Here is a 26,191-nt window from a genome sequence, read left to right on the forward strand (position 1 = left end):
CGCCATGGTGTTCGGGAAGAAGGCGGCCGGCGCCAATTCGCGCTTCCAGTCCTTCGACCTGCTGTCCACGCTGATCGCGGTGGTCGACAGCAAGGGCTCGGTACTGTTCGCCAACGCGGGGCTCGAGGACGCGCTCGGCACATCGCGCCGCACGCTCGAAGGCTCCCAGTTCGGCGCGTGCTTCCACGAGCCGCAGGTGCTGCGCACGGCCATCGACGGCGCGAGCAGCAACGACTTCGCCACGCTGCGCTACGAAGCCTTCCTGCGCCGCGTGAACCACGAGCTGATGCCGGTGCAGGTTTCGCTCGCGCACGGCGAGAAGAAGGGCGAGCTCATCATCGAAATGTCGCCGCTGGAGCAGCAGGTGCGGCAGGACCGCGAGGAGCGGCTCATCGACCAGGCGCAGGCGAACAAGGAGCTCATCCGCAACCTTGCGCACGAGATCAAGAACCCGCTGGGCGGCATTCGCGGCGCCGCGCAGCTGCTGCAGATGGAGGTCGAATCGCGCGACCTCGTCGAATACACCCAGGTCATCATCCACGAGGCCGACCGGCTGCAGACGCTGGTCGACCGGCTATTAGCGCCGCACCGCCGCCCGCACGTGGTGGGCGACGTCAACATCCACGAAGTCTGCGAGCGGGTGCGCTCGGTCATCCTCGCGGAGTTTCCGCGCGACCTGCACATCGAGCGCGATTTCGACGTTTCCATTCCCGAGTTCCGCGGCGATCGCGAGCAGCTCATCCAGGCCACGCTGAACATCGCGCACAACGCGGCGCAGGCGCTGGCGGAGCGCCGCGCGGCCGGTGACGCGCAGATCACTTTCAAGACGCGGGTGGCCCGCCAGGTGATCTTCAACAAGCAGTGGTATCGACTGGCACTGGAATTGCATGTAATCGACAATGGACCGGGTGTGCCGGACACGATCAAGGACCGCATCTTCTATCCGCTCGTATCGGGCAGGGAAGGCGGGACCGGGCTGGGATTGACGCTCGCGCAGACTTTTGTGCAACAGCATCACGGCGTGATCGAGTGCGACAGCGTCCCGGGCCGAACCGATTTCAAGATATTGATACCGCTGCCCTAGCGCAGCCACCGGCAACAGAGGAGATGCATGAAGCCGATCTGGATAGTTGATGACGACCAATCGATTCGCTTCGTGCTCGAGAAGGCTCTGCTGCGCGAAGACCTGCCCACGCGCAGCTTCACCAACACGCGCGAGGTTCTGGCGGCACTCGAGCAGGCCGCCGACGATGACCAGCTCGCGCCCCAGGTCCTGGTGAGCGACATCCGCATGCCCGGCGGTTCCGGGCTCGACCTGCTCGACAAGATCAAGGCCCTGCACCCGGGCCTGCCCGTCATCATCATGACGGCGTTCTCCGACCTCGACAGCGCCGTCTCGGCCTTCCAGGGCGGCGCCTTCGAATACCTGCCCAAGCCCTTCGACCTGCCGCGCGCGGTCGAGCTCATCCGCCGTGCGGTCGACGAAAGCCAGCGCGAGGAAGTGGCCGAGGAGCGCATGGTCGCCGCGCCAGAGATGCTCGGCCAGGCGCCCGCCATGCAGGACGTGTTCCGCGCCATCGGGCGTCTTTCGCAGAGCAACGTCACGGTGCTCATCACCGGCGAATCGGGCTCGGGCAAGGAGCTGGTGGCGCGCGCGCTGCACAAGCACTCGCCGCGCGCCAACGGCCCGTTCGTGGCCATCAACACCGCCGCCATCCCCAAGGACCTGCTGGAGAGCGAACTCTTCGGCCACGAGCGCGGCGCCTTCACCGGCGCGCAGACCATGCGCCGCGGCCGCTTCGAGCAGGCCGAGGGCGGTACGCTCTTCCTCGACGAAATCGGCGACATGCCCTTCGACCTGCAGACGCGCCTGCTGCGCGTGCTGAGCGATGGCCATTTCTACCGCGTGGGCGGCCACAACTCGGTGAAGGCCAACGTGCGCGTCATCGCGGCGACCCACCAGGACCTGGAGCAGCGCGTCAAGCTCGGCGGCTTCCGCGAAGACTTGTTCCACCGCCTCAACGTGATCCGCCTGCGCCTGCCGGCGTTGCGCGAACGCGGCGAGGACGTGCCCGCGCTCACGCGCCACTTCCTGCAGGTGAGCGCGCGCCAGCTCGGCGTGGAGCCCAAGCGCATCTCTGATGCTGCATTGGCGAAGCTCGCGGCATTCAATTTCCCGGGCAACGTGCGCCAGCTGGAAAACATCTGCCACTGGCTGACGGTGATGGCACCGGCCCAGCTGATCGAGGCGAAGGACCTGCCGCCCGAAGTGATGATGGCGGGCGGCACCGGTGCCGAAGCGCATGCCGTGGCCGACGCGCCGTTCGTCGCATCGACGCCCGTGGCGGCACAGCCTGCGCCCTCACTGCCGGTGACCAGCGGCGAGGCGGTGTCCTCCGCGCATGCCGTCTCCGAACACGCCGAGACTCATGCTCCAGCAGCGAGCACCACCAGCAGCTGGGAAGGCGGCCTGGAAGCCGAGGCGCAGGCCCTGCTGGCTGCCGGCCGCACCGACGTATGGGACGTGCTTTCGCGCCGATTCGAGTCGAGGCTGATCCTCACCGCGCTGGCCAACACGCGCGGCCGGCGCATCGAGGCCGCGCAGAAACTGGGCATCGGGCGCAACACCATCACCCGGAAGATCCAGGAACTCGGCATCGAATGAAAAAGGCCCCTTCAGGGCCTTTTTTCCTTCTTCCGCTTCGCTCTTTCAGCGGCTGCGCTGCCCCTGCGTCAGCGAATCGATCTGGAACTTGTCGCTGCGGTCCCAGAGCCAGGTGTCCACGTAGGTGTGGCCTCCGAGCTTGCCCGGGTTGGGCAGGGGAGAGGCGGCCTTGATCATCTCCGCGATCATCGGCGCCACCTCCGGCGCATGGCTCGGCGTTCGGCTGAAGGTGACGTTCACCACCTTGCCCGTCGCGTCGATGTCGGTCTCGACCACTACCACCGCATACACCAGCGGCGGCAGCTTGCCCTTGTAGATGCGGCTCGCATACTTGTTGTAGATGTGTCGCGCGCCGATCTTGCGGTAGGCGCGCACCGCGGGCGTCTGCGCGGTGATGAGCCGCACGGTCGGCACCTCGCGGCCGTCGGTCGTGGTCTCGCCGGTGGAAGAGGGCGGGGTGCCCTTGTTGTCGCCTTCCTCCGCCTTGTCGGCCGGCTTCAGCAGCGAACAGGCCGAGAGCATCAGCGCGACGGCGGCCACCGCCAGTTTGCGCGCGGCCATGGCCTAGGCCCCCAGGTCCAGGTCGAGCACCACCGGGGCATGGTCGCTCGGTTTTTCCCACTTGCGCGGCACGCGGTCGATGATGCAGCCCTTCACGCGCGGCACCAGCGGCTCGCTCACCAGGATGTGGTCGATGCGCAGGCCGCGGTTCTTCTGGTAGCCCAGCATGCGGTAGTCCCACCACGAGTAGCTTTTCTCGGGCTGCTCGAACATGCGGAAGCTGTCCTTCAGGCCGAGATCGAGCAGCGCCTTGAAGTGGTTGCGTTCTTCGGTCGTGTGGTGGATGGTTTCCTTCAGGCCCACGGGGTCGAAGCTGTCGCGGTCTTCGGGCGTGATGTTGAAGTCACCCAGCAGCACGAGGTTCGGGTTGGCCGCCAGTTCCTGCCGCAGCGCGTCGCGCAGCGCGTCGAGCCACTTTATCTTGTATTCGAACTTGTCCGTACCCGGCGCCTGGCCGTTGACGAAGTAACCGTTGACCACGCGCAGCGGACCCGACGCTGTCTCCACCGTGGCCGCGATCACGCGCGACTGGTCGTCGCTGAAGCCGGTGATGTTCTTCACCACGTCGCCCACCGGCGCGAGGCTGAGGATGGCAACGCCGTTGTAGGTCTTCTGGCCGAACACCGCGGCCTCGTAGCCGGCCGACTTGAGCACGTCGAGCGGGAATTTGTCGTCCGTCATCTTCAGCTCCTGCAGGCACAGCACGTCGACAGGGTTGGCGATGAGCCAGTCGAGCACGTGCTGCAGGCGCGCGGTGAGGGAGTTGACGTTCCAGGTGGCTATTTTCATGAAATTCGCTAAGTTATTGAGTGCATTTGGCGGTTCGTACCCTTTGGCATACCCGTTTTTTGAACCGCTGCCCCTGGGCCGCGGGTACACCGACCCAGCCAGCTTAGCAAAAGCCCCGGGCGAAGCTGGTAGCAAAAAGCACCGGACGGCATCGGCGTTGTCGTCGTGAGCGTGTTCTGGCTTCCGGGCTGACGGCTCCACGTCGTTCCAGCGCAAACAAAATGCCGATGACTTTCTGCACTGGGATCTTTGCGCCCCTCACAGAGAGACTTCGAAGACTCAAATCCTTGGTCTCAGGAGGGCACGTCGTGAAGAGAAACGTTTTGCACGCATCGGTCGCGATGACCGCTTCGAATGGTGGCTGCAAGGAGCGGTCACGAACGAAAAGCCGGATTGTCGCGGCGTCGGCATCCGTACTTGTTCTGGGCGTGCTTCAAGGCTGCGGGGGCGGAGGCGGCAGCGGTGGCGGCGGACTCGCCCTGTCTCTGGCCGCGTCGTCCGGCGACAAGCCGGCAATGGCATCCGATACCGCACCGTCATCCAAATCCGAGACGCTTCCTGTATCCGATCCGGGCGAGTGCCTGACGGCACCGCAGCCCGGTTCGATCGCGGATGTGGGCAACGGGATCGAGGGTGTCTGGGAGGCGCCACCGCTCGCCGGAGGCTTCAGTGGCGGAAGCATGCAGATCGACAGCGCTGCCAGGGTGCAAGGCTCAACCTTTGAACTCATGACCTTGAGCGGAGCGCAGTTCCCCAGGCTCGATGCGTCGTTCTACGGCGACATCGTTTTCAGCGCCGCCAACTCGAGCTGGCAGTTCAACCTCGGCTCAGGAGTGCTCTATCCGGAGATAGGCAACCCGAAGCCTCTGTCGGGCAACGGAAGCTTCAGCGCCAACAGCACCCTGAGCGGCAACTACACCGTCGGAGCTTCCGCCTCCAGGACTTTCGGCCCCTGGGCCTATTCGCCCGGCAATTCGCTCGCCGTGGATTCGACGGTGCTTGCCAAGCGCTGGGGCGATCTGAACGCGGCAACTGCGGGCGAGCTCGTCGTGGCGCCGGATGGCTCGTTCACCGGCGCGATCTCGCCGATGATGGCTTACGGCCTTGGCATGTGCGCGTTCTCCGGCAGCTTCCGGCATCGCGATGCCGGCACATTGAAGAACGACCTCGTTTTCGACTTCGTGGCCACCGATGTCGCCCAGCCCGGCCAGACGCCTTGCAGGATGCTCGACTACAGGGCCGGCTCGGCCCACGTTCACGTCACCCAGGCCACCGCCGCGGATGTTTGCAAGCGCTCGATGTCCCTGTGGATGGTCTTCGAGGATGCCGCCAGGAAGCCTTTGGCCAGTATCAACTTCTACGGGATGCGGCCTGCTCCGGCCTCCCTGTGAGGCGGGGCGCCTTCCGGATACGGGGTTCGACGGGCTCGTGCTAGGCAGCGGAGTCGGGCAGATCCATTCGTATGCCAGCAGCGACTCACGGCCGCATGATCCCTGACAGTCGAAAGCAAGTCGACCACCTTGCAACTGGCGGGTACCGCGGAGAAGGTATCTGTCGTGAAGTGTGCGTTGGCGCACATCCTCGGTCGAAGGGAGGGCCTACGCTGGGTGCTTTCCATTCTTCCCGACGCGATCATGAAGCTGTTCCGCTCCTTTCCCATGACTGTCCTGGCGGCCGTGCTGGCAGCCGGAACTGTCAACCTCTCGGCTCATGCCCAGCAAGCACCGGCGGTGGCTCCCCCGACGGCCACCGCAGCAGAGCGCGACGGTGGCGGCCTGAGCCTGAACGATCTCTACCAGGCGGCCCTGAAGGAAGGCGGAACGCTGACCGTCTACGCCGGCGGCGACGAGGTGACGCAGGGGTTCGGCATCAAGTCCGCCTTCGAGCGGCAGTTCCCGGGCATGAAGCTGGACCTGGTCGTCGACCTGAGCAAGTACCACGACGCGCGCATCGAGGAACAATTGCTGCGCAAGGACCTGCAGGTGGACCTCGCCCATCTGCAGACGCTGCATGACTTCGACGATTGGGCGGCCCGCGGCCTGCTGCTTGCGTACAAGCCCATCGGCTGGGAGCAGATCCCCCCGGCCTACAAGGACCCCCAGGGTCGCTTCACCGGCCTGTTCATGCTGACCTTCGCCAACAGCTACAACAAGAACTACGTCTCGGCCGAGAACGCGCCTCGCGACTACGCGGATTTCCTCAAGCCGGAGTTCAAGAACCGCATCATCATCACGTACCCCAACGACGACGACGCGGTGCTGTATGTGTTCGACAAGATCATCCAGAAGTACGGCATCGGCTTCATCGATCAGCTGAAGGCCAACGGCGTGCAGTGGGTGCGCGGCACGCAGACGCCGCGCGACGCCGTCGAGGCCGGCAAGTACGCCGTCTCCACGGGAACCTCCGGCAGCTTCGTTCCGGTCGAGTCGTCGTCGCTGCGGTTCGTGCTGCCCAGGACCGATCCTTTCCTGACCTGGGCCCAGACCGGCGCGATCTTCAAGGACGCCAAACATCCTGCGGCGGCGAAGCTCTACATGAGCTGGACGCTGTCGCTGCCCGTCGCTTCCAACCCTCGGCAGTTCCCTATCCGCAAGGACGTGCAGCCCCTGCCGGGCTTCAAGGGCATCGATCAGTACAACACCAGCCCCGAGGAATTTCACGCCTTCATGAAAGACCGCGCACGCGTGGAGCGCCTCAAGAGCCTGTTCGAACGCCTGATCGGGCCGGTGCAGGGCATCTCGCCGCTGAAGGACTGACGCAAAGCGTCAGGGCTGGTACTGGAAGAGCGCCTGGCCGTCGCTCTCCAGCAGCTCCAGCGTCCTGCGTACGGCGGGTGAAAGGTAGCCTTCCCTTCGCAGCGCGACACCGAACTCGCGGGGCATGGCGAGCTCGGGCACCTGCAGCGCGACCAGTCCTTCGGGCAGCATGCTGTGCGAGGTGAACACGATCACGTCGTGGAGCCTGGCGATGCCCAGCAGCAATGCCGGCGAGTTGGACTGCATCTGGATGGCCGGTGCAGCCAGCTGCAGGTCCTGCAGGCGGCGGTCCCACCACTGGCGGCTCGGGATCTCGCGCGTCGGCATGGCCCAGGGCCACGCCATCAATTCAACGGCGGTCACGTATCCGCGAGCTGCGAGCGGATGGCCTGCACGTACCGCCGGGCCGACCATGTCGTCCGCCAGCGGCACCGTGCGCAGATCGGGGTCCGGCGGCAGCAGGCCGATCAGCAGGTCGATGCGGCCCTCCCGCAGTTCGCGGCGCATGCCCACGTTGGTGCCGAGCAGCACCTGCAGCCGGATGCCGCTTTGCTGCAGCAGCCGCGCGCAGATCTGCGGCAGCACGTGCGCGGCCGTGCTGAGGCCGCTGCCGATGCGCACGTCGCCGATCGCACCGGTCGAGAAGTCGCGCAGTTCCTGCTGTACCTGGCTCGCGTGCTGCAGCAGCGGCCGTGCGCGTTCGAGCAGCAGCAAGCCGGAGGGCGTCAGCGTCACGCCCTGGCCGTCGCGCTCGATGAGCCGCTCGCCCACTGCGGCTTCGAGGCGGCGGATGCACTTGGTGATGGCAGGCTGGCTGCGCCCGAGGAGCTCGGCGGCGCGGCTGACGTGGCCCAGGGTCGCCACCGTCTCGAAGAATTTGAGGTCCCGGAGGTTGTAGTCCATGAAAAAAGGATATGGCGTCCGCACCATTAGCGATTGGACCTCGCCAGGGCGACGCCGGACGATATCGCCATTTTCAGGAAGGATGGCATTTCATGCTGGTGCAAGACGGAAGGGTTCGGATCGCCTCGATGCGCGACCGCTGTTCGGAAGCGGAATGGCAGGCGAGGGTGGACCTGGCAGCCTGCTATCGCTTGATCGACTTCTACGGCATGGCCGACATGATGGCCAACCACATCTCCATGCGCGTGCCGGGCGAGGAGGCGTTCCTCATCAACCCGTACGGCATGATGTACGAGGAGATCACCGCCTCGTGCCTGATCAAGGTGGACCATGCCGGCACCATCCTGGACAGCCCCGACTTCGGCGCGCTGGGCTACGGCGTCAACAAGGCCGGCTACGTGATCCATAGCGCCGTGCACGAAGCGCGGCCCGAGGTGGCCTGCGTGATCCACACGCATAGCTGGGCCTCGATGGCGGTGTCCGCGCTCGATTGCGGCCTGTTGCCCATCACCCAGACCGCCATGCGCTTCCTGAAGATCGGCTATCACGACTACCAGGGCGTCGTGCTCGATACGAAGGAGCAGGCATCGCTCATCGAGGATCTCGGCCAGGGCGAGGCCCTGATCCTGCGCAACCACGGTGTGCTGACGGTAGGGCGCACCGTCGGCGAGGCGTTCAACTGGATGCACCGCCTGGAACTGGCCTGCCGGGCGCAGCTCGGCGCGATGGCCTGCAACGTGCCCTTGCGGCCGGTGCCCGCGCAGGTGCTGCAGGACACCTGGAACCAGTACCAGCCCGGCACTCGCCGACCCTACGGCGTGATGGAGTGGCCGGCCCTGCTTCGCAAGCTCGACCGGCTGGACCCCAGCTACGCGCTCTGACCACGACCAGAACATATGGAGACATCGATGAACATCCCCAATCCCTCGAGAAGGCGCGCACTGCTGCTGGCGGGCGCCGCGGCGTTCAGCCTCTGCACGGCGGCGACGGCCCAGACCTATCCGTCCAAACCCGTGCGGGTCATCGTGGCGTTCACTGCCGGCGGAACCACCGACATCCTGGCGCGCGCCGTGACGCAGAAGCTATCGGAGAAGCTCGGCCAGCCCTTCGTCATCGACAACAAGCCGGGCGCCGGCGGCAACATCGGCACCGAGGTGGCCGTGCGCGCCGCGCCCGACGGCTACACGCTCATCGTCAACTCGGTGGGTCCCATGGCCGTGAACCAGACGCTCTACAAGAACTTGCCCTACGACCCGCTGAAGGACCTGGTGCCGATCGTGCAGATCGCCGACGTGCCCAACGTGCTGGTGGTGCACCCCAGCGTCCCGGCGAAGACGCTGGAGCAATTCATCGAGTACGCGAAGGCTCGTCCCGGCAAGCTGTCCTACGGCTCCACCGGCGTCGGCACTTCGTCGCACCTGTCGAGCTACATGCTGGGCCAGCGCAGCGGCATGGACACGGTGCATGTGCCCTACAAGGGCGCCAACGTGCTCAACGACCTGCTGGCGGGGCGGCTTCAGTTCATGTTCGCCACGGTACCGTCGGTGATCCAGCACATCCGCGCGGGCAAGCTGCGGGCGCTGGCCGTCTCCAGCGAGGGGCCCTCGCGCTCCTTGCCCGGCGTTCCGACGGTCGCCGAGAAAGGCTTCCCGGGCTTTTCCGCCGGTTCATGGTTCGGTTTCTTCGCGCCCAAGGGCACGCCGGCGTCCGTCATCCAGCTGGTGAACAAGACCGTGAACGATGTGCTGCCATCGCTGCAGGAGCAGATGGTGCGGGAAGGTGCCGATCCGGTGGGAGGCACTCCGGAGCAGTTCGGGCAGTTCGCTCAGCGCGAGCACGAGAAGTGGAAGGCGATCGTGCGCGACTCCGGCGCCTCCATCGATTGAGCAGCGCCTTGCCCACGTTCCGCGGGGCGCTGTGCTACCTGCCAATTCGATTGCTGCAGACGACTTCATGGGCGCTTGAGGCGCATCGCGCATCGCACCGAGTGCCTACGCGCTCCACACCACCTGTGTGGCCCGCGCGCATTCGTTCATGACCGTCAGTGCCCGCACGACGTTGGCCGTACCCATGACGAAGGGGTTGCGGCTGCTGCCGCCCTGTTGGCGGGCCTGCAGCTTCTTCACCGCCTCGTCGAAGAGGTCGTGATTGGAGATGAACACGTCCACGCCCTGCGCCTCCACCAGGCGGCGCACACGCTCCGTCTGGTCGATGTAGGCCTGCAGCCTCTGCATGCGGTCGGGGCTGCGCTGGAAGTTGAACGCGGTGCCTCCCCACAGCAGCGCACGGTGGCGTTTCGCGCCTTCGCGCACGTCGAAGAGCAGCGAGACCGTGCCCATCGTGTGGCCGGGAGTGAGCAGCACGTCGATGCGCGTATCGCCCGAGCGCAGCGTCTCGCCTTCCTTGAGCACCAGGTCGCGCCTGGGCGGACGGCCCCAGTCGGGGCGGTCGAATTCCAGCTTCGTTTCCGTCATCGTCCAGTCCGCCTCGCTCATGGCGGCGCGGGCACCGGAAATCGACTTGAGATGACCGAAGCCGCCGTAGTGGTCGCCATGGCCGTGCGTGATCAGCACCGTGCGGATGGTGGCCGGGTCCTGTCCCAGTGTGCGCAGGCCGGCGGCCACCAGGGTGCGGGCTTCGTCGTCGTTGTCCATCGCGTCGATCACGACCAGGCCTTCCGAGGTGGGCAGGCCCCACGCGCTCACCCACTTGTTGCCGACGAAGCACAGGTTGTCGAAGGCCCAGCCCGGGGCCGGCGCGGGCAGTGCCATCAGCGCTTCCGGCGACACCGGCGGTGCGCTGGGCGTGGGCGCGATGCCGTCGCCCAGGCGCATGTACGCGAGCAGATCGTCGCCAGCGGCTCGCCGGGCCGCGTCCAGGTGGGCCTGGGCCTTGGCCGGAAGAGGTCCGGTGGTCTGCGCCCCGGCCAGCGGGAACGCGCAGCACAGGCAGCCTGCGGCCAGCAGGCGCCGGCGGTTGAGCGCCACGCCCTCGGGCGTGGGGGAGGCCCCCGATGGGGTGCGCAGGAACGCGAACAGCGAAGAAGCCATGGTCGATTTCCTCAGAGTTGAACGTACGCAGTCTTGACGGTGGTGCGGAACGCGGGCGATGGCATCCCGCATTTCGATGCGGTCAAGGCAAGCGCCTGAAGCACGGGGCTGCAAATGCGGGCAAGGAGGAAGAGAGCTGATTCATGGACTGCCGGCATGGCCGTCGGTGGCGCTCTCAGGGCTTCAGAACGATCTTGCCCAACGTAGCGCCCACGTCCAGCAGCTCATGGACCTTGCGGGCCTCGCCGAGGCCATAGATGCTCGTGGGCGGCGCCTTCACCGCACCCTGGCGCATCAGCTCGATGGCCTTGACCATGAGGCCGCGGCGCTGCTCTCGATCCGCATCGAAGGTGTGGATGGAGAAGGTCCGAACGGCCAGGCTCCTGGTCAGCAAGGCCCGCAATTCCTGGAACACGTCGCTGGAGGGAGGACCTCCGGCGATGTTGTAGGAGACTGCGGTGCCCATCGGCGCAAGCGAGCGGATGCAGGCCACCAGCAGACGGTCGCCCACGTGGTCGAAGGCGAGGTCGACGCCTCGTCCATCGGTCGCCTCCATCACGCGCTGCGCAAGGCCTTCGGGATCGGGGTCGACCAGGATGCTGACGCCATGCTTGAGCGCATGCGCCTGCTTGGCGGGCGTCGAGGCCGTGCCGACGACGGTGATTCCGTGGAAGGCCGCTAGCTGGGTGAGTGCGGTGGCCACGCCGCCAGCAGCGCCAGGCACGAGAATGGCGCGCAGGGGCTGAACGGCCGGCACGCCGAGCAACAGGGCCTGTGCCAACTGCACGTTGCCCAGGCTGCAGGCGTCGGCGTCCGGAATCTCGTCGGGCAGCAGGAACGGCGCTTCGGCGGGAACGCTGATGTATTCGGCGTAGCAACCTCCGCGTTCGGGCAGCTCGCGCGAACTCACGAGCACGCGGCGGCCGAGCAGGCTCGATGCCACGCCTTCCCCCACGGCCTCGATCACGCCGACCATCTCGTTGCCCGGGATGGCGGGAAGTGGAGGCATCCACTTGTAGATGCCCTTGCGAATGAGGACATCGGGGCCGCCCGCGCCGATCGCCGACGCCTTGACGCGCACCTGCCCCGGCCCGCAGGCCGGAATCGCGAGTTCCACCGCCTCCAGCGCATCGGGGCCGCCGGGCGTGCGGACCTGGATCGCTCTCATCGTTTCAGCCATTGCTCGTTCGCTCCTGTCCGCCTGAGGGTTCAGCGTTGCCCGTCATGGACGGAAACCTGCTCGGTCGTCAGTCCGCCGAGGCGCGAATGCACGCGCCCGCCGGTGCCCATGACCAGCGCGAACAGGATCTCGTTGGGCCGCGGTGCGTCCTGGATGCCGATCTCCATGCTGTTGAAGTGGCTGCGCACGTAGCAGGCATGGATGTAGTGCAGCGGCACCATCAGGCGGTAGCCCGTCGCGGCCACGGCCTTGGCGGCCGGCACGATCGCCTTGGGCTCGTTGAGCACGGCGCGCATAGCCCAGCCACCAGCCTCGTGCCAGACCGCACCATGCTCCATCTCGCCATTCACGCCGACGATGGCGGCCTTGCTGTAGACCTCGACCTTGTCCCTGCCCAGCGTGTCCACCAGTTCCGTCGCCAACAGGGTGCCGAGCGAGCGCAACTCGGCCATGAAGGGCATCAGGTCGGGCTCGTATCGACCGGCGTAGGGGTTCTGGATGACGGCGCAGCTGGCCGCGAGTCTGAGTGGCGTGTCGACCGCCGGGCCGCCTTCATGGAAGACGGTCTCGACGGTCAGGCTGCGCTTGCGGATCTGGATCAGGGACATGGGGACCTCACTGTTTGGGAATATGGGCTTCGTTCACCACCGTCGTCCATTTGCGCAGCTCGTTCTGGACCAGCTGCCGCATTTCTTCGGGAGTGCTGCCGCGCGCTTCGCCGCCGATGTCTTCGAGGCGAGCGCGCACTTGAGCGGATTCCAGCGACTTCTGCACGGCGGCGTTGAGTTGTTCGACGATGGGGCGGGGCGTCCCGGCAGGCGCCATCAGGCCCGCCCAGGACGTGACTTCATAGCCGGCGACGCCTTGCTCCTGCACCGTGGGCAGTTGCGGCATCTGGGACCAGCGGCGCGGGCCGGTGGTGGCCAGTGCGCGCAGCTTGCCCGCCTTGAGGTTGCCCATGACGGCCGTCGGCGGCGAAATGATGAAGGGTACCTCGCCCGAGAGGATCGCGGTGATCGACGCCGCATCGCCGCGATACGGCACGTGGAGCATGGGCACCCCCGCGGTCTTGACCAGCAGCTCGCCCGCCAGGTGGTGCGTGCTGCCGATGCCTGCCGTGCCGTAGGAGATGTTGCCGCCGGGCGCGCGCGCCGCTTTCAGCAGATCCTGCAGCGAGGCATAGGGCGAGTCGGCACGCACCACGATCAGGAAAGGAAAGAAGGTGATCGTGGAGATCATCTCGAAGTCCGAGACGGTCTGGTAGCTCAGCTTGCCGTAGAGCGCGCCGGCCACCGCATGGCCGCCGGTGGCCAGCAGCAGGGTGTAGCCGTCGGGCTTGGCGCGGGCCACCGCAGCCGAGGCGATCGTGCCGCCGGCGCCCGTCTGCGCCTCCACCACCATGGGCTGGCCCAGGGTCTTCGTCATTTCGTTGCCCACCACGCGAGCGATGGTGTCCGCGTTGCCGCCTGCGGCGAAGCCCTGCAGGATGCGTACGGGCCTGTCGGGATAGCCCTGGGCCCGCGAGATCGATGGGATGGCGCAGGCCAAGCTCAGGCCTGCGGCGAGAAAGTCTCTGCGCTGCATGATGTTGTCTCCGTCTTTTGAATAATGGTCCGCCTGCAAGGCGGAGGGCAGGCGGCTCCCTTGAGGGCGTGCCGCTGCCAGCGCCGGCGGGGATCAGCTCCGCAGGCGGCAGGAAAGGCGCCGACGGTGCCGGCGCGCAGCAGGGGGACTCAGGCCTGCTGGACGATCGGGTTGCGCAGCACGCCGATGCCTTCGATCTCGACTTCGCAGACGTCGCCCGGCTTCATGAACTGCGAGGGCTTCTTGCTCCAGCCCACGCCGGCCGGCGTGCCGGTGATGATCACGTCGCCCGGGCTGAGCGTGAAGATGGTGGAGGCATAGTTGATGAGCCTGGGCACGCTGAAGATCATGTGCCCCGTGTGGCTGGACTGCACCACCTGGCCGTTCAACCGCGTCTCGAGCTTGAGCTCGCGGCCCGGCGCGATCTCGTCGGCCGTCACCATCCAGGGACCGAAGCCGCCGGTCGACTCGAAGTTCTTGCCCGAGGCGATCTGCTTGGCGTGGAACTGCCATTCGCGCACGCTGCCGTCGTTGTAGCAGGAGTAGCCGGCGATGTGGTCGTATGCATCGGCTTCTGCGATGTTGCGGCCGCCCTTGCCGATGATGACGGCGAGTTCGCCTTCCCAGTCGAGCGAGTCGGACACGTTCGGCCGCACGATGGGCTGGTTGTGGGCCGTCTGGGAGCGCCACACGCGCAGGAAGATGGGCGGCTCCGCGGACAGCTCGCGCTGCATGCCCGCGGCCAGGACCTCCTGGTGGTGATCCATGTAGTTGCGTACCGCGCAGACGATCTTCTCGGGACGCGTGATCACCGGCAGGTAGGTGATGTCCGCCAGCTTGGCGACCACCGGCAGGCCTTCCACATGTTGTGCGGCGTGCAGGTAGTCGCCGGACGCGATGTAGTCGAGCAGCGTGGGCTGGTTCGGGCGGGACTGGGCGAGTTCGACGACGCCGTCGCCGACGACGGCGCCCCAGGTTTCGCGACCTTGGTGCAGGAAAGAAAGCAGCTTCATGGAATCTCCGTGGAATGGGAAGGGTGGATGCGGTTACTGAACGGCGCCGGCGCTCATGGCGCGGCAGGTGAACGGGCCTGGAACTGGGCCTGCCACTGCTCCAGCGGCATGAAGGTCGGGTCGCTGCGGCAGATGGCCTCGGTCTCGCGCATCAGGGTCTCGTCGTCCTTGCTCAGGTCCAGCGGATCACCGTGCGGCTGCGAAACGTAGAACGGCATGTCCACGTAGATCTCGACCGTGTTGCCTTCGGGGTCCTTCAGGTAGATCGATAGCGCGTTGCCGTGGTTGAGTCCGCGCAGATCCGTGGCCCCGCGTTCCAGGGCCCGCTGCGAGACGTCGCGCAGGTGCTGGATGCTGGGCACCACAAAGGAGATCTGCATCACCGTGCTGAAGGTCGCATCCGCCGGGCGGCCGGAGGCGAGCACCAGCTGATGGTGCTGATCGGGGCTCGCGCTGGTGAAGACCAGCTGGTTCTTGAAAGTCCTTCCCACGCCACGGTCGGTGACGGTCAGCTCGAAAGTCTCTGTGTAGAAGGCGACCATCTTCTCCAGGTCGGTCACGAAGATGCCGAAATGGGAAGGCGTGGGTCTGAGGACCTTGAGCATGCTGTCTTGTCTCCGACGAAAGCGGTGTTGTTATGGAAGACGGGGCGGTCCGGCCGTTCAGGGGACCGGTGGTACCCCGTCCTTGAGGATGGCCTCGACGTTGCGCAGCGTGCCGAGCATGTGCTCCTCCAGCAATGCGCACGCGGTGTCGGCATCGCGCTTGAGCGCCGCATCGAGGATGCGGCGGTGCTCGTTGGTCTTGCGCTTGAGCGTCTTGCGGAAGCGTCCGCTGAATCGGCGGTACCTTTCGGCCTGGTCGAACAGGCTCTCGCTCCAGCGAAGCTGGCGCTGCGATGCGCAGGCCGCCAGCAAGGAAAGGTGAAAGCCGCGGTGCAGATCGGCCCAGGTGTCGTCCAGGATCACGGGACCGTCGGACAGACGCGACTCCACCAGTTCCAGCCGGTGAAAGGCCGCGACCACATTGCCTTCCCATGCGTCGTCGCCGCGCTGGATCGAATCGCGCAGCGCCTGCACGTCGAGCATCAACCGCATGTGCGTGATGTCGGCCATGTCGGCCGCCGACAGGAGCGCCACGCGGAACCCGCGCCGCTCGTCGGCGGTGACCAGCCCTTCCTGCGACAGCCGGCTGAGGGCCTCGCGCAGCGGGCTGCTGGAAAACCCATAGGCGTTCTGCAGATCGTCGACCTTGAGCTTGGTGCCGGCCGCGAAGGTGCCACTGAGCACGTCATGCCGCAGCCGCGCCAAGGCCTGGTCGACCAAGGTGGGCTCTCGCTGGGCTGACTGCGTTTTCTGCATGGACTGCATTTTGTGCATAAAATCGGCTTTGTCAATATTTTGTTGGGATCCTGATGATGACTGCTTCCCGTTTGGATGTCGTTCCTTCCGCTGTTCGCCTTCTCGGCATTTCCGGCAGCCTGCGCCGGGGCTCGTACAGCACCATGCTGTTGCGCCACCTCGCGGCGCGGCTGCCCGCCGAAGTGACGCTGCAGGTGGTCACCCTTGAGGAAGTGCCTCTGTACGACGCCGATCTGGACGGCGCAAACCCACCGGCAGGCGTGGCCGCACTGAAGGCCGCCATCGCAGAGGCCGACGGCCTGGTGCTGTGCTCGCCCGAATACAACTACGGCATCCCGGGCGTGCTCAAGAACGCCATCGACTGGGCTTCGCGTCCGGCATTTGCTTCGCCGTTGAAGGGCAAGCCCTCGCTGGTCGTCACGTCCTCGCCCGGCGCACTCGGCGGCGTGCGGGCGCAGGCGCAAGTCAGGGATGCGCTGGCCGCCACCCTGGCTCGGCCGCTGTCGCGCCCGCACGTGGCCATTCCCGTCATCGGCTCGCGCTTTCGCGACGGCGAACTCGTGGATGCCACCGCCCTGGAAATGCTCGACGGCGCCGTGGCCGATCTTCTTCAGGAAGTGCGGTTGATACGCGCCGCGACGGAAGCGGCGTGACGAGCCCCTCGCGGCAAAGCTCGCCTGGAACTGCCCTCACTCGATCGTTCATCGTCATGAAGAAGACCTGCTGGACGCCACTGTTGATCGCCGCGCTGCTGATGCTGCTCCTCCAGGGCTGCGCGTCGTTGCCGCCACCTTCGCAGAGTCGGCAGGCCGATACGTCCATCGCGGCCAGTACCGGCACCGCGCTTGGGCGCATCGCAGCGCAGAGCGTTCCTGCAGGAGAGTCGTCGGCCTTTCGACCGCTGCCCTTGAGCGCCTACTCGATGGATGCACGGCTGGCCTTGGCACGCCACGCCCAAAGCTCGCTGGATCTGCAGTATTACCTCCTGCAGAACGACGTGACGGGGCACGTGCTGCTGCAAGCCGTGAAAGATGCGGCGCTTCGCGGCGTGAGGGTGCGCGTGCTGGTGGACGACATGTACACGGCCGACAGCGACGGCATGTTGCTCGCGCTGGCGGCCTATCCCAATGTGCAGGTTCGCCTGTTCAACCCGTTCCCGGCAGGTAGGGCCTTCGCGTCGACGCGCTGGGCATTCTCATTGCTCGACTTCTCGCGCGTGAACCATCGGATGCACAACAAGATGTTCATCGCCGACGGTGCCTTCGCGGTCGCGGGCGGGCGCAATATCGCGAACGAGTATTTCTTTCACGACAAGGAAGGAAATTTCCTCGACTTCGATCTGCTGCTCGCGGGAGCCGCGGTGCCGAAGATGCAGGCCATCTTCGACACCTACTGGAACAGCCCGCACGTCTATCCGCTCCATGAGATCGAAGTCAGCCGGGAGACGCCGCAAGCCCTGCGGGATTCCTTCGACAAGCTGGTGGCCGACGGCGAAGCGGCTTACCCAACGCCGCCGCCGGACTCGCCAGACCTGCTCGGCTACAGGCCACTGTCGGGCGACCTCTCGAGGCCCGTGCCGCTCAAGATGCTGTATGGGCATGTCGACGTGTTTGCCGACAACCCCGAGAAGGTGGGCGGTCGTGCCGAGCAGGGCGACGACGCGAGCACCGTCACGGCGCGGCTGATCGAGGCGATGCGTGCAGCCCGGTCGGACATCGCGCTGTCCACTCCCTATTTCATTCCTGGGCAGCGGGGTCTCGCGCTGTTTGGAGAACTGCGCCAGGCAGGACGGCGCATTTCGCTGCTGACCAATTCGCTCTCGTCGAACGACGAACCGTTCGCGAGCGCAGCCTACGCCAGATACCGTGTCCCGATGCTCAAGCTGGGGGTGGAGATCGACGAAGTCGACGCGAGCCAGCTCAAGCAGCTTGCGATGCGCACCACAGGCGTGCCTGACGATGAGGCCGGCGCGGGCGATGCCAAGGCGGCATCCGGAATCACGGCCTCGTCGCTGAAGAATGCGGTGGGGCGTTCACATGCCAAGCTGCTGGTGATCGACCGTCGCAGGAGCTTTGTCGGGTCCATGAACATGGATCTGCGCTCCTCGCGCCTGAACACCGAGCTCGGCCTGATCATCGATTCGCCAGCACTTGCCAAGGACATATTCGGGCTGATCGACGGGGCGCGCGCATCGGGTACCTATCACCTGCGCCTGCTGGAACCAGGCGATCGGCTGCAGTGGATCAGCACCGGGAACGGCACCGAAGAAATCCACGACCATGAGCCTGAAGTGGGACTGGGAACACGCCTGCAGCTGCTGTTTTTCTTTCCATTCGTCAGCGAAGGTCTGCTCTAGTCTCCTACGGGGGGCTCGTGCCCGCGCCTGCGGCGTTCGGCCCGCGTCTGCTCGAGCGCGGCATGACCTTTCCTGGCCGCTGCTTCGCATCTTTCATGCAGAGCCGTCAGTTCCTGGTCGGTGAGCTTCTCGATCCCCATGAATTCGTTCTGCGCGTCGGACGAGCGAATGAGTTCGTCGAGCTTGGTCTGCAGCGCCACGCCGTCGCGGTTCTGGGTGTTCTGGATCAGGAACACCATGAGGAAGGTCACGATGGTCGTGCCGGTATTGATGAGGAGTTGCCACGTTTCCGAGTACCCGAAGAACGGTCCGGCGATGGCCCATGCAATCACCACAGCCACACAGGCCAGGAAGGTGAGGGGGCTACCCGCGATATGGGCGATCCGGTTGGCGAAGCGGGCGAAGATATGGTCCATGGGGTGAAACTCTCCTGCGGCGGAGAGCGAGATTGGCCGGTGCCGCGGTGCCCGAACGTCGGCCATTGCCGCAAGAAGCCTGCAGGAAAGCTCCGGAAATGCGTCAGCGCCGGCCGGACGATTCGATGCCGATAGGCCTTTCGCCGCTCAAGCCGCCTTGCCACGCTTGTCGCGAGCCGGCATCCCCGTATGCCCCGTGCGCTGGGCCATCAACAAGCCCACGGCGCCGATGCCGAGCGCGGTGAGCGCAAGGACGTTGCCCGATGCGGCCCGCCCCATGTCGAGCGCGATTTCGCCGCTGCGCGGACCCACCAGCTGGAGGCGACGCTTGGTCATGCGCATGCCGAGTTCGCCCAGCTCGTCGGCCAGGAGGCGCTCGGCCTCGGGAATCACGAGCGTTTCCTCGTCCGCCACGTGGTGCATCACGTCGCGCATCAGGTTCGCCACGGTTTCGTCGTAGTCGCGCGCTTCGGGCTCCATCTGCCGCAGCAGGCCGATCAGCCGCCGCATCTCCTGGTGCTCCTCCAGCGACTTGGCGATGAGCTCGTTCTGCGTGACCGCGCGCACCGCCGGGTAGAAGATCTCTTCCTCCAGCTGCGCGTGGATCTCCAGCGCAGTGCACATGGTGTTGACCAGGCCTTTTTTCACGCGCCTGGGCGCGCCCGCCTTGTACTGATGGAAGGTGGAAAGCACGTGCGTGTGATCCAGCCGGATCATGTTCGTCGCGCTCGGGAAAAGTCGGGAAAGAAGTCCGGTCACGAGGGCCTCCAGAACAGTAAGGCAGCGTGATGCTGGGTGAATAGGCCCGAAGTCGCCCGCCGGCGTCTTCGGGGGGGCGGGCGAACTCAGGCGACGGCGCCGAGTTCCTCCATCAGTTCCTCCTTGCGGGCGGCCAGTTGCTCGCGCATGGCGACCAGGTCCAGCCCACGGGCGGCGCGCGCCTTCACGAAGATCTCGTTGCGCTCCTCCTTCACATGATGATCGATGTACTCGCCCAGCACGATGACCTTGGCGTCGAACATCTCGTCGACCGCCGTGGCTCCCTGGATCTGCGCGATCAGGTCCTTGGCGCTCGCATGTTCCACCGCGGCTTCGTCGAGCAGGTCGGTCTCCTTGAGTGCCTTGCGGAGGGCGGGATAAAAAATCTCTTCCTCGATCTGCGTGTGGACCGTGAGCTCCATGCAGATCTCGTTGGCAAGCTCGCGCTTCTTCTGTTCGGCCGAAGCGGCGCGCGAATGGGTGAGTTCCTCGTATTCCTTGAACATCTTCTTGACTTTGCGGTGATCGGCGTCCAGAAGGCTGCAGGCATCGGGTTCTGCGCGTCGGGAAGTTGGCATCGTGGGCTCCATCGGTTGGGTTGTCGAAGGCCGAACCATGGGGTGGCGATCGAAGCACCGGCGTAGGAAGGCGCCGTATCCGCGTAGCGGAGGGCGTGAGACGCGGCTTCCTGCGGTCTCTTCCCCGCAGGCTTGCGCCAGACCTCAGCCCGGCCCTCGTGGCCGAGCTTTTTACTCGGCTTTGTGAAGGCACCGCGATGCCTTTCCCGGCATGCCGCGCAGGTTCGGGGTGCCGAAAATTTCCCTCTTGAAATTCGCGGCACGTCGCCTATCTTCACCTCCGTCGGAAATTGGTCGACCGAAAAGGAGGTATCGAAATGACCATGAACTTGCTCAAGCAAATCGCCGGCTCTCGCCTGCCTGTCACGTTCTACCGCACGGAGGACATCGATCAGGTCAGGGTGTTGCGCGCCGCCGGGCTCGTCGTCGCGCTGGTGCCATCGCCTTCGGACCCGCTGTCCCTTTCCGGTTCCGCCCTGGCCGCGCAAGTGCTGGCCGTCACCCAGAAGGGGCGCGAGGAACTGGCGAAATTCAACTATCCGGAATCACGACCTCCGCGCTGGCGAAACCGTTTGCCGCGCATCACCGCACGGCTTCGCCCCTATGCGAACGGCTCCTCGCAGCCGACCCGTGCGCATCACCTGCCCCAGTAAGGGCTGCGGCCCATTCCAGGTTTTGTCCGTTCCAGTTTTTTGGAGGTTCAGCCATGTACCGGTCTTTCTTTCCCCGCGACATGCTCGCGGAAATGGATCGCCTGCAGCGGGACATGCAGCAGGCGTTCGATCTGGCCCCCACCATCCGGGGCTTCGGCAGCAACGGTTTTCCGGCGCTGAACGTCGGCACGACCGCGCAGGCGGTGGAAATCTATGCCTTTGCGCCCGGCGTCGACCCGGCCACGCTGGAGGTCCACCTCGAGCGCGGCCTGCTGACGATCGCCGGGGAGCGCAGGAGCGTGCTGCCTGAGGCGGGCGCGAAGGCTGCGGTGCACATCAACGAGCGCTTCGAGGGAGCGTTCCGCCGCATGCTCACGCTGCCCGACGATGCGGATCCCGAAGCGGTCGACGCCAAGCTGCGCGACGGCGTGCTGCGCATCACCGTTCGCCGCCGCGCGTCGGCCCAGCCGCGCCGCATCGCTGTCCAGTGAACCCAAGGAGATGAACACCATGAGCAACGACATCCAGACCCGTTCTTCCGGTGCTCCGGACAGCACCGATTCCAGGCAGAAGGCGTCGCGCTACGGCAGCGCGGCGCTCACGCCCCCGGTCGACGTGATCGAGGACGCGGCCGGTATCACCCTCTACGCAGACCTTCCGGGGGTCTCGCGCGAGAACCTGAACCTGCATGTGGAAGCGGAGACCCTGACCATCGAGGCGCAGTCGGGCCTGAGCGTGCCCGATGGTCTGAAGACCAGCCACACGGAGGTCGGGCTCGGGCGCTTCCAGCGCGTCTTCACGCTCAGCAAGGAGCTGGACACCGAGAAGGTTTCCGCCGAGCTCGCGCAGGGCGTGCTGAAGCTGCGCATACCCAAGGCCGAGCACGCGAAGCCGAGGCGCATCGACGTCGAAGTGAGCTGAGCGGCGAGCCGGCACGCGGGACGGCTGCCCCGGCGGCTGTCCTGCGCCGGCTTGCATGCGGCGGGAAATGACTGACAGTGCTCCTGCGGGGTGGACGACACCGTCCCCGCGGCGCGTGCGCACCATGGACTGCAGCGGGCCATTCCGGTCCGTCGGTCGAATGCAGGCGCAAGCCGCCTGTTTCGGCCTTTGCCTCAACTTGAAGGAGCTTTCCATGCCTGACTACACAACCACCGGCAACCCCGGCGCCACTGGATCCGATGAGGTGGTCGACGTACTCGACGACCTTCTCGAGAACGCGCGCGACGGCGAATACGGCTTCAAGGCCTGCGCCGACGAAGTCAACTCCACTCAGCTCAAGCAGGTCTTCCAGGACCGGGCTTCGCAGTGCGCCGCAGCTGCCTCGGAACTGGCGCAGCTGATCCGCCGGCTGGGCGGAAAGGTCGACGACGGCGGGACTGTGAGCGGCGCAATGCACCGCGGCTGGGTGCACGTGAAGGGGTCCCTCGGCGCCGACAGCGCACTGTCGATGCTGGAGGAGTGCGAGCGCGGCGAGGATGCCGCGGTGGCCCGCTACCGCAAGGCGCTGAAGGCGCCGATCCCGGCGGATGTGCGCTCCGTGGTGGAACGTCAGGCCCAAGGGGCCCAGCGCAACCACGACCAGATCAAGGCCTTGCGCGACCAGATGCGCGCGAAAGCGTGAGGTCGCTATGACCGACGCATCTGAAAAGGCGTCCCGGCGACCGCCGCAGCTGTCGCCGGTGAACATCGACCAGAACCGCGCGGTGGGGCAGGACAGTCCCGCCGAGGGCAGCCGCATGGGGCGCGAAGCCGGCAAGAAGCACGGCTACCCCGGCTCGCGCGACATCGGCACAAACGCAGCGCAGAAGGAGGACGCGGGAGAGAAGCTCCCGCCCTCGGACGCCTGAGCGGCGCGCCCGAGGCAGGCGCAGGCGCGTGCGGCATTTCGGTGGGATCCGGCAACTGCATCGCGCGGCCGGTTTGCCAGGCGTCCGCGCCCGCCGCTACGGCCGGCGCGGCGATGTCCTCCCTTTCCTTGCGCTTCTCCGCGCTGCGCACGCCGAAGCGCCAGTCCCGCTCTTCGACCATGGCGGCATTGGCCTGGCCGTCGGCGGTGAAGCCCATCATGAGCTGCGGCACACCCACAGGCAGTTCCTTGTGCTGGTCGGTGTGCCAGGTGTGGAAAGTCTTGCCGTAGGTGCCGACCAGCTTCTTCATCAGTGCGTGTTCTGCGACAGCAGGAATGTCCGGTGCGATCAGCTGGCCCGATTTCACCTCGTGCGCATGGCTGTGCCAGAGCGCTTTCTCCGCCTCCGGCAGCGTGTTGAAGAGGCTCTCGCTCACGATGTATTCGACACCCATGAGCTTGGCCTGCTTCGTGTTGCCATCGAAGATGACGCACTGGATCACTTCCTCGTTGAGGATCGCGCAGTAGTGGTGTGCCTCCATCTGAGCGTCCATCCGGCCGCTGTAGAAGTGGAAGCCGTCGAGATACGCGTTGAGCGCGTCGACAGGGGGCTTGCTCTGCAGCAGGACCGCGCCGGCTTCGAGCACCGCGGTATCCGGGCGCTTCTGCGCGCCGGGCACCTCCACGTTCGATGGGCCGGGCTCGTCGCCGCAGCCCCCGAGCGCAAGAGCGAGCCAGAGCAACGCCGGCGCGCAGCGACGGTTTCGTGTTCGATTCATGCGATACCTGGGGCCGGGCGTCAGCCTTTGCGCGCGTCGACTTCCGCCTCGGCCTGCAGCCAGTCCTGCACGGCGTCGCCGGGGCCCTCGCCGCGAAGCACGTAGGCCTCGTAGGCGGCGCGGCGTATGCGTTCCTCGCGAGCGACGTCCAGGCCCGAGTCCTGGCGCCCGTCCTGCATCGACGGCTGCGACTGCGGTAGTGGCGTGGGCACCTCTTCTGCCGGCGGGGCCTGCGTGGCCGGGGCGGCGGGAGCGGCTGTTACGCCGCCGTTCTTGTTGATGGTCGTTCTTGGCATGGTCACCTCCGGAAAAAGCACTTGATCGTTGAAGAGACTGGCCAAGCTAGGTCGCCGCCGCGGCGGCGGTGTCGGACGGAGGCTCGAACTCGCGCGGATTGGCGGGAAGAAAGAGAAGGGCGAGAAGGGCGAGGACAGACGAAGGACTGTTCGGGCACATCGATCTGTTCCTTCTCCTACACCGCGCGCGGTGCGGGAATGGGAGCGTTCGGCGTTCGATCAACCCAGGAGTTCACCCATGACACCATCTCAACGCCAATTCGCGGCAAGCCTCGCCGTCGTTTCCTCGCTGCTCGCGGCGCCTGCCGGCTGGGCCGCGGACCGGCTCGCGGCGGCCGATGCAGCGATGCTCAAGGACATCGCCCAGGCCAATATCGCCGAAGTCGAGAGCGGCAAGATCGCGCTCGACAAGAGCTCGGACGCAGAGATCAAGAAGTTCGCGAAGATGATGGTCGACGACCATTCCAAGGGCCTGTCCGATGTGAAGACGCTTGCGGCCGCGAAGGGCACCGAACTGCCCGATGGCCCGGACGCGAAGCACAAGGCCGTGGCGCTCGAATTCAAGGCGCTCTCGGGCGGCATGTTCGACAGCCGCTACGTGAAGCAGGCGGGCGTCGGCGACCACGAAGCCACCGAGAAGCTGCTGAAGAAGACCCAGTCAGAAGCGAAGGACGCGGACCTCAAGGCCCTGGCCGGCAAGATGCTGCCTGTGGTGCAGACGCACCTTCAGCACGCGCGCACTCTCGAAGCGGGCATGGCCAGGAAATAGCGCGCTGCGCTGGCCGGCGGGCGTCCGCGATGCGGCATCCCAGGCTGCCTGGCCTGAGATGTCGGATCAGGAAGTCGTTTCCAGCCGGCCGGCCTTGAAGCTCGCCCAGTATTCCCGTATCACCGCCTTCAGCGTGCGCATGCCCTCAGGGTCGCCCTGCCACAGCGCGGAGAAGTACGCCCGGGTCTGCGCCAGCGAAACATCCGGCGGCAACGGCGGAACCGCCGCATCGGTCACCATCTCGAGCAGCACGGGCCTGTCGGCCGCGAAGGCCGCGTCCCATGCGTCGCCGATGGCTTCGGGCGTGTCCACGCGGATGCCTTCCAGTCCCAGCATCTGTGCGAAGCGCGAATAGGGAAAGTCGGGCAGCTTCTGCGATGCCTCGAACTTCGGATCGCCGCCCAGCACGCGCTGCTCCCAGCTCACGAGGTTCAGGTCGCGGTTGTTCAGCCCCATCACCACGAGCCGCGGATCGATCCAGTCGCGCCACAGCCGCGCGATGGTGATGAGGCCGTTGATCCCGTTCATCTGCATTGCGCCGTCGCCCAGCAGGGCGACCACCGGCCTTTCCGGGTGAACGTGCTTCGACGCGATCGCGTACGGAATGGCCGGCCCCATGGTCGCCAGCCCGCCGGAGAGGCTGGCCTTCATGCCGCGGCGCAGCTTCACGTCGCGTGCATACCAGTTGGCGGCCGAGCCGCTGTCGCAGGTGATCACCGCGAAGTCGGGCAGGCGTGGCGAGAGTTCCCAGAACACCCGCTGCGGATTGACCGGAGAAGCCGGCACATGGGCGCGCGCCTCGAGCACACGCCACCAGTGCGCGACCTGACTCTCGAGGGCTTCGCGCCACGAGGTGTCCTCCTTCTGAGCAAGCAGCGGCAGCAGGGCCGCCAGCGTGGCGCGACTGTCGCCCGCCAGGCCCAGTTCGACTGGATATCGCAGGCCCAGCGCGCGTGCGTCGGTGTCGATCTGCACACAGAGCGCCTGCCCCTCTTCGGGCAGGAACTCTGCATACGGAAAGGAAGAGCCCACGATCAGCAGCGTGTCGCACTCCTCCATCATCCACGAGCTGGGCCGCGTGCCGAGCACGCCGATGGCGCCCGTCACGAAGGAAAGATCGTCGGGCACCGCGGCCTTGCCGAGCAGTGCCTTGGCAATGCCCGCGCCCAGCCGTTCGGCCACCGCGATGAGTTCGTCGCCCGCATGCAGCGCACCCGCGCCGGCGAGGATCGCCACCTTGCGCCCGGCGTTCAGGATGTCCGCCGCGTACTGCAGCGCATCGGGCGGCGGCACCACCGACTGCGCCGTGGTGCCGATGCCGCTGTGCACCGTGCCGTGCTCGCGCGGCGGCACCGGCACGGCGGGAAGCTCCTGCACGTCGTTCGGGAAGATCACGCAGGTCACGGTGCGGCGGTCGCGCGCGATGCGCATCGCGCGGTCGATCAGGTGGCGCACCTGCTCGGCGCTGGTGGCCATCTGCACGAACTCGTGGGCCACGTCCTTGAAGAGCGAGACGAGGTCCACCTCCTGCTGGTAGTCGCCGCCCAGCGCGCTGCGCTTCTGCTGGCCGACCAGCGCCACCACCGGCTGGTGGTCGAGCTTCGCGTCGTAGAGGCCGTTCAGCAGATGGATCGCGCCAGGCCCCGAGGTCGCGAGGCACACGCCCACCTCGCCCGAGAACTTGGCGTGCGCGCAGGCCATGAATGCGGCCAGTTCCTCGTGGCGGGCCTGCACGAACTCGATGGCGTCGCCCGCGCGGTCGAGTGCGCCCACGATGCCGTTGATGCCATCGCCCGGATAGCCGTAGATGCGGCGAACGCCCCATTCGCGCATGCGCTCGACGACGAAGTCGCCGACTGTCTTTGCTGCCATGG

Annotated in this window: 29 protein-coding genes; 13 read left to right on the plus strand and 16 right to left on the minus strand. The window is 66.3% G+C overall.

What is annotated here, in order from left to right; genetic code table 11:
- Positions 1-4: 4 nt before the first annotated feature.
- Together glnL and ntrC are read left to right on the plus strand one after the other, a co-directional pair.
- Positions 5-1,084 carry a nitrogen regulation protein NR(II) gene (gene glnL, locus ABL838_RS09445; protein WP_126024536.1) on the plus strand — a complete coding sequence of 360 codons (1,080 nt, stop codon included), beginning with the start codon at positions 5-7 and terminating at the stop codon, positions 1,082-1,084.
- Positions 1,085-1,111: 27 nt separating this feature from the next.
- Positions 1,112-2,665 (plus strand): nitrogen regulation protein NR(I), encoded by a 1,554-nt coding sequence (ntrC, locus tag ABL838_RS09450; RefSeq protein WP_418125138.1) that lies wholly within the window; start codon positions 1,112-1,114, stop codon positions 2,663-2,665.
- A gap of 45 nt (positions 2,666-2,710) precedes the next feature.
- Here ntrC and ABL838_RS09455 read toward each other — a convergent pair whose 3' ends face one another.
- Positions 2,711-3,226 (minus strand): hypothetical protein, encoded by a 516-nt coding sequence (locus ABL838_RS09455; protein ID WP_184635877.1) that lies wholly within the window; start codon positions 3,224-3,226, stop codon positions 2,711-2,713.
- A gap of 3 nt (positions 3,227-3,229) precedes the next feature.
- Positions 3,230-4,015, minus strand: a complete 786-nt coding sequence (gene xth, locus ABL838_RS09460) for an exodeoxyribonuclease III (protein ID WP_418125139.1) — start codon at positions 4,013-4,015, stop codon at positions 3,230-3,232.
- A gap of 308 nt (positions 4,016-4,323) precedes the next feature.
- On the opposite strand from xth, the gene ABL838_RS09465 reads away from it, so the two are divergent.
- Both ABL838_RS09465 and ABL838_RS09470 read left to right on the plus strand, forming a co-directional pair.
- Complete coding sequence (locus ABL838_RS09465; RefSeq protein ID WP_184635880.1) at positions 4,324-5,406, plus strand: hypothetical protein; 1,083 nt, start codon at positions 4,324-4,326, stop codon at positions 5,404-5,406.
- Positions 5,407-5,673: 267 nt separating this feature from the next.
- On the plus strand, positions 5,674-6,771 hold the full coding sequence (locus ABL838_RS09470; RefSeq protein ID WP_418125140.1) for an ABC transporter substrate-binding protein: 1,098 nt from the start codon (positions 5,674-5,676) through the stop codon (positions 6,769-6,771).
- A 9-nt stretch (positions 6,772-6,780) separates the two neighbouring features.
- On the opposite strand, the gene ABL838_RS09475 is transcribed toward ABL838_RS09470, so the two are convergent.
- Positions 6,781-7,674: a LysR family transcriptional regulator gene (locus tag ABL838_RS09475; RefSeq protein WP_418125141.1), complete on the minus strand. Its 894-nt coding sequence runs from the start codon at positions 7,672-7,674 to the stop codon at positions 6,781-6,783.
- A 92-nt stretch (positions 7,675-7,766) separates the two neighbouring features.
- On the opposite strand from ABL838_RS09475, the gene ABL838_RS09480 reads away from it, so the two are divergent.
- A complete protein-coding gene (locus ABL838_RS09480) occupies positions 7,767-8,555 on the plus strand; it encodes a class II aldolase/adducin family protein (RefSeq protein WP_126024542.1) in 789 nt (262 codons plus the stop codon).
- A gap of 27 nt (positions 8,556-8,582) precedes the next feature.
- Positions 8,583-9,560, plus strand: a complete 978-nt coding sequence (locus ABL838_RS09485; RefSeq protein WP_418125142.1) for a Bug family tripartite tricarboxylate transporter substrate binding protein — start codon at positions 8,583-8,585, stop codon at positions 9,558-9,560.
- A 105-nt stretch (positions 9,561-9,665) separates the two neighbouring features.
- Here ABL838_RS09485 and ABL838_RS09490 read toward each other — a convergent pair whose 3' ends face one another.
- The 7 genes from ABL838_RS09490 to ABL838_RS09520 all read right to left on the minus strand — a co-directional run bounded on the left by ABL838_RS09490 (position 9,666) and on the right by ABL838_RS09520 (position 15,826).
- Positions 9,666-10,724 (minus strand): MBL fold metallo-hydrolase, encoded by a 1,059-nt coding sequence (locus ABL838_RS09490; protein WP_418125143.1) that lies wholly within the window; start codon positions 10,722-10,724, stop codon positions 9,666-9,668.
- A 175-nt stretch (positions 10,725-10,899) separates the two neighbouring features.
- On the minus strand, positions 10,900-11,892 hold the full coding sequence (locus ABL838_RS09495) for a zinc-binding dehydrogenase (protein WP_418125144.1): 993 nt from the start codon (positions 11,890-11,892) through the stop codon (positions 10,900-10,902).
- Positions 11,893-11,933: 41 nt separating this feature from the next.
- On the minus strand, positions 11,934-12,512 hold the full coding sequence (locus ABL838_RS09500) for an amino acid synthesis family protein (RefSeq protein WP_418125145.1): 579 nt from the start codon (positions 12,510-12,512) through the stop codon (positions 11,934-11,936).
- A gap of 7 nt (positions 12,513-12,519) precedes the next feature.
- A complete protein-coding gene (locus tag ABL838_RS09505; protein WP_418119681.1) occupies positions 12,520-13,488 on the minus strand; it encodes a Bug family tripartite tricarboxylate transporter substrate binding protein in 969 nt (322 codons plus the stop codon).
- Positions 13,489-13,637: 149 nt separating this feature from the next.
- Complete coding sequence (locus tag ABL838_RS09510) at positions 13,638-14,501, minus strand: fumarylacetoacetate hydrolase family protein (RefSeq protein ID WP_418125146.1); 864 nt, start codon at positions 14,499-14,501, stop codon at positions 13,638-13,640.
- A 53-nt stretch (positions 14,502-14,554) separates the two neighbouring features.
- Positions 14,555-15,106, minus strand: a complete 552-nt coding sequence (locus ABL838_RS09515) for a VOC family protein (RefSeq protein WP_126024564.1) — start codon at positions 15,104-15,106, stop codon at positions 14,555-14,557.
- A gap of 57 nt (positions 15,107-15,163) precedes the next feature.
- Positions 15,164-15,826, minus strand: coding sequence for a GntR family transcriptional regulator (locus tag ABL838_RS09520; protein WP_418125147.1), 663 nt, complete (start codon positions 15,824-15,826; stop codon positions 15,164-15,166).
- 179 nt (positions 15,827-16,005) lie between these two features.
- Between ABL838_RS09520 and ABL838_RS09525 the strand changes: the two genes are divergently transcribed.
- Positions 16,006-16,515: an NADPH-dependent FMN reductase gene (locus ABL838_RS09525; RefSeq protein ID WP_418125148.1), complete on the plus strand. Its 510-nt coding sequence runs from the start codon at positions 16,006-16,008 to the stop codon at positions 16,513-16,515.
- A 56-nt stretch (positions 16,516-16,571) separates the two neighbouring features.
- Positions 16,572-18,218 carry a phospholipase D family protein gene (locus ABL838_RS09530; protein ID WP_418125149.1) on the plus strand — a complete coding sequence of 549 codons (1,647 nt, stop codon included), beginning with the start codon at positions 16,572-16,574 and terminating at the stop codon, positions 18,216-18,218.
- Here ABL838_RS09530 and ABL838_RS09535 read toward each other — a convergent pair.
- The 3 genes from ABL838_RS09535 to ABL838_RS09545 all read right to left on the minus strand — a co-directional run bounded on the left by ABL838_RS09535 (position 18,215) and on the right by ABL838_RS09545 (position 19,971).
- Positions 18,215-18,634, minus strand: coding sequence for a low affinity iron permease family protein (locus ABL838_RS09535; RefSeq protein ID WP_418125150.1), 420 nt, complete (start codon positions 18,632-18,634; stop codon positions 18,215-18,217). The genes ABL838_RS09530 and ABL838_RS09535 overlap by 4 nt on opposite strands.
- A 147-nt stretch (positions 18,635-18,781) precedes the next feature.
- The gene (locus tag ABL838_RS09540; protein WP_418125151.1) at positions 18,782-19,393 is read right to left on the minus strand and encodes a hemerythrin domain-containing protein; all 612 of its coding nucleotides are present in this window, start codon (positions 19,391-19,393) and stop codon (positions 18,782-18,784) included.
- 86 nt (positions 19,394-19,479) lie between these two features.
- A complete protein-coding gene (locus tag ABL838_RS09545; protein ID WP_184635907.1) occupies positions 19,480-19,971 on the minus strand; it encodes a hemerythrin domain-containing protein in 492 nt (163 codons plus the stop codon).
- A gap of 317 nt (positions 19,972-20,288) precedes the next feature.
- Here ABL838_RS09545 and ABL838_RS09550 point away from each other — a divergent pair, with 317 nt between their 5' ends.
- From ABL838_RS09550 to ABL838_RS09565, 4 genes are all read left to right on the plus strand, one after another.
- A complete protein-coding gene (locus ABL838_RS09550; RefSeq protein WP_126024569.1) occupies positions 20,289-20,624 on the plus strand; it encodes a hypothetical protein in 336 nt (111 codons plus the stop codon).
- A 53-nt stretch (positions 20,625-20,677) separates the two neighbouring features.
- Entirely contained in the window at positions 20,678-21,115 is a 438-nt protein-coding gene (locus ABL838_RS09555) for an Hsp20/alpha crystallin family protein (RefSeq protein WP_126024570.1), read from the plus strand.
- A gap of 19 nt (positions 21,116-21,134) precedes the next feature.
- Entirely contained in the window at positions 21,135-21,545 is a 411-nt protein-coding gene (locus ABL838_RS09560; protein WP_418125152.1) for an Hsp20/alpha crystallin family protein, read from the plus strand.
- Positions 21,546-21,759: 214 nt separating this feature from the next.
- Positions 21,760-22,248, plus strand: coding sequence for a ferritin-like domain-containing protein (locus ABL838_RS09565; protein WP_418125153.1), 489 nt, complete (start codon positions 21,760-21,762; stop codon positions 22,246-22,248).
- Positions 22,249-22,253: 5 nt separating this feature from the next.
- Here ABL838_RS09565 and ABL838_RS09570 read toward each other — a convergent pair whose 3' ends face one another.
- Positions 22,254-23,252 (minus strand): DUF1264 domain-containing protein, encoded by a 999-nt coding sequence (locus tag ABL838_RS09570; RefSeq protein ID WP_418125154.1) that lies wholly within the window; start codon positions 23,250-23,252, stop codon positions 22,254-22,256.
- Positions 23,253-23,272: 20 nt separating this feature from the next.
- Complete coding sequence (locus ABL838_RS09575; protein WP_418125155.1) at positions 23,273-23,548, minus strand: DUF2934 domain-containing protein; 276 nt, start codon at positions 23,546-23,548, stop codon at positions 23,273-23,275.
- Positions 23,549-23,786: 238 nt separating this feature from the next.
- Between ABL838_RS09575 and ABL838_RS09580 the strand changes: the two genes are divergently transcribed.
- Positions 23,787-24,317: a DUF4142 domain-containing protein gene (locus tag ABL838_RS09580; RefSeq protein ID WP_369658935.1), complete on the plus strand. Its 531-nt coding sequence runs from the start codon at positions 23,787-23,789 to the stop codon at positions 24,315-24,317.
- Between the two features lie 66 nt (positions 24,318-24,383).
- Here the strand turns inward: ABL838_RS09580 and ABL838_RS09585 are convergent, their stop codons facing one another.
- On the minus strand, positions 24,384-26,189 hold the full coding sequence (locus ABL838_RS09585) for a thiamine pyrophosphate-requiring protein (protein WP_418125156.1): 1,806 nt from the start codon (positions 26,187-26,189) through the stop codon (positions 24,384-24,386).
- Between the last annotated feature and the right edge of the window lie 2 nt (positions 26,190-26,191).

The organism is Variovorax sp. 160MFSha2.1 (genome assembly GCF_048305075.1).
Taxonomy (GTDB): domain Bacteria; phylum Pseudomonadota; class Gammaproteobacteria; order Burkholderiales; family Burkholderiaceae_C; genus Variovorax; species Variovorax guangxiensis.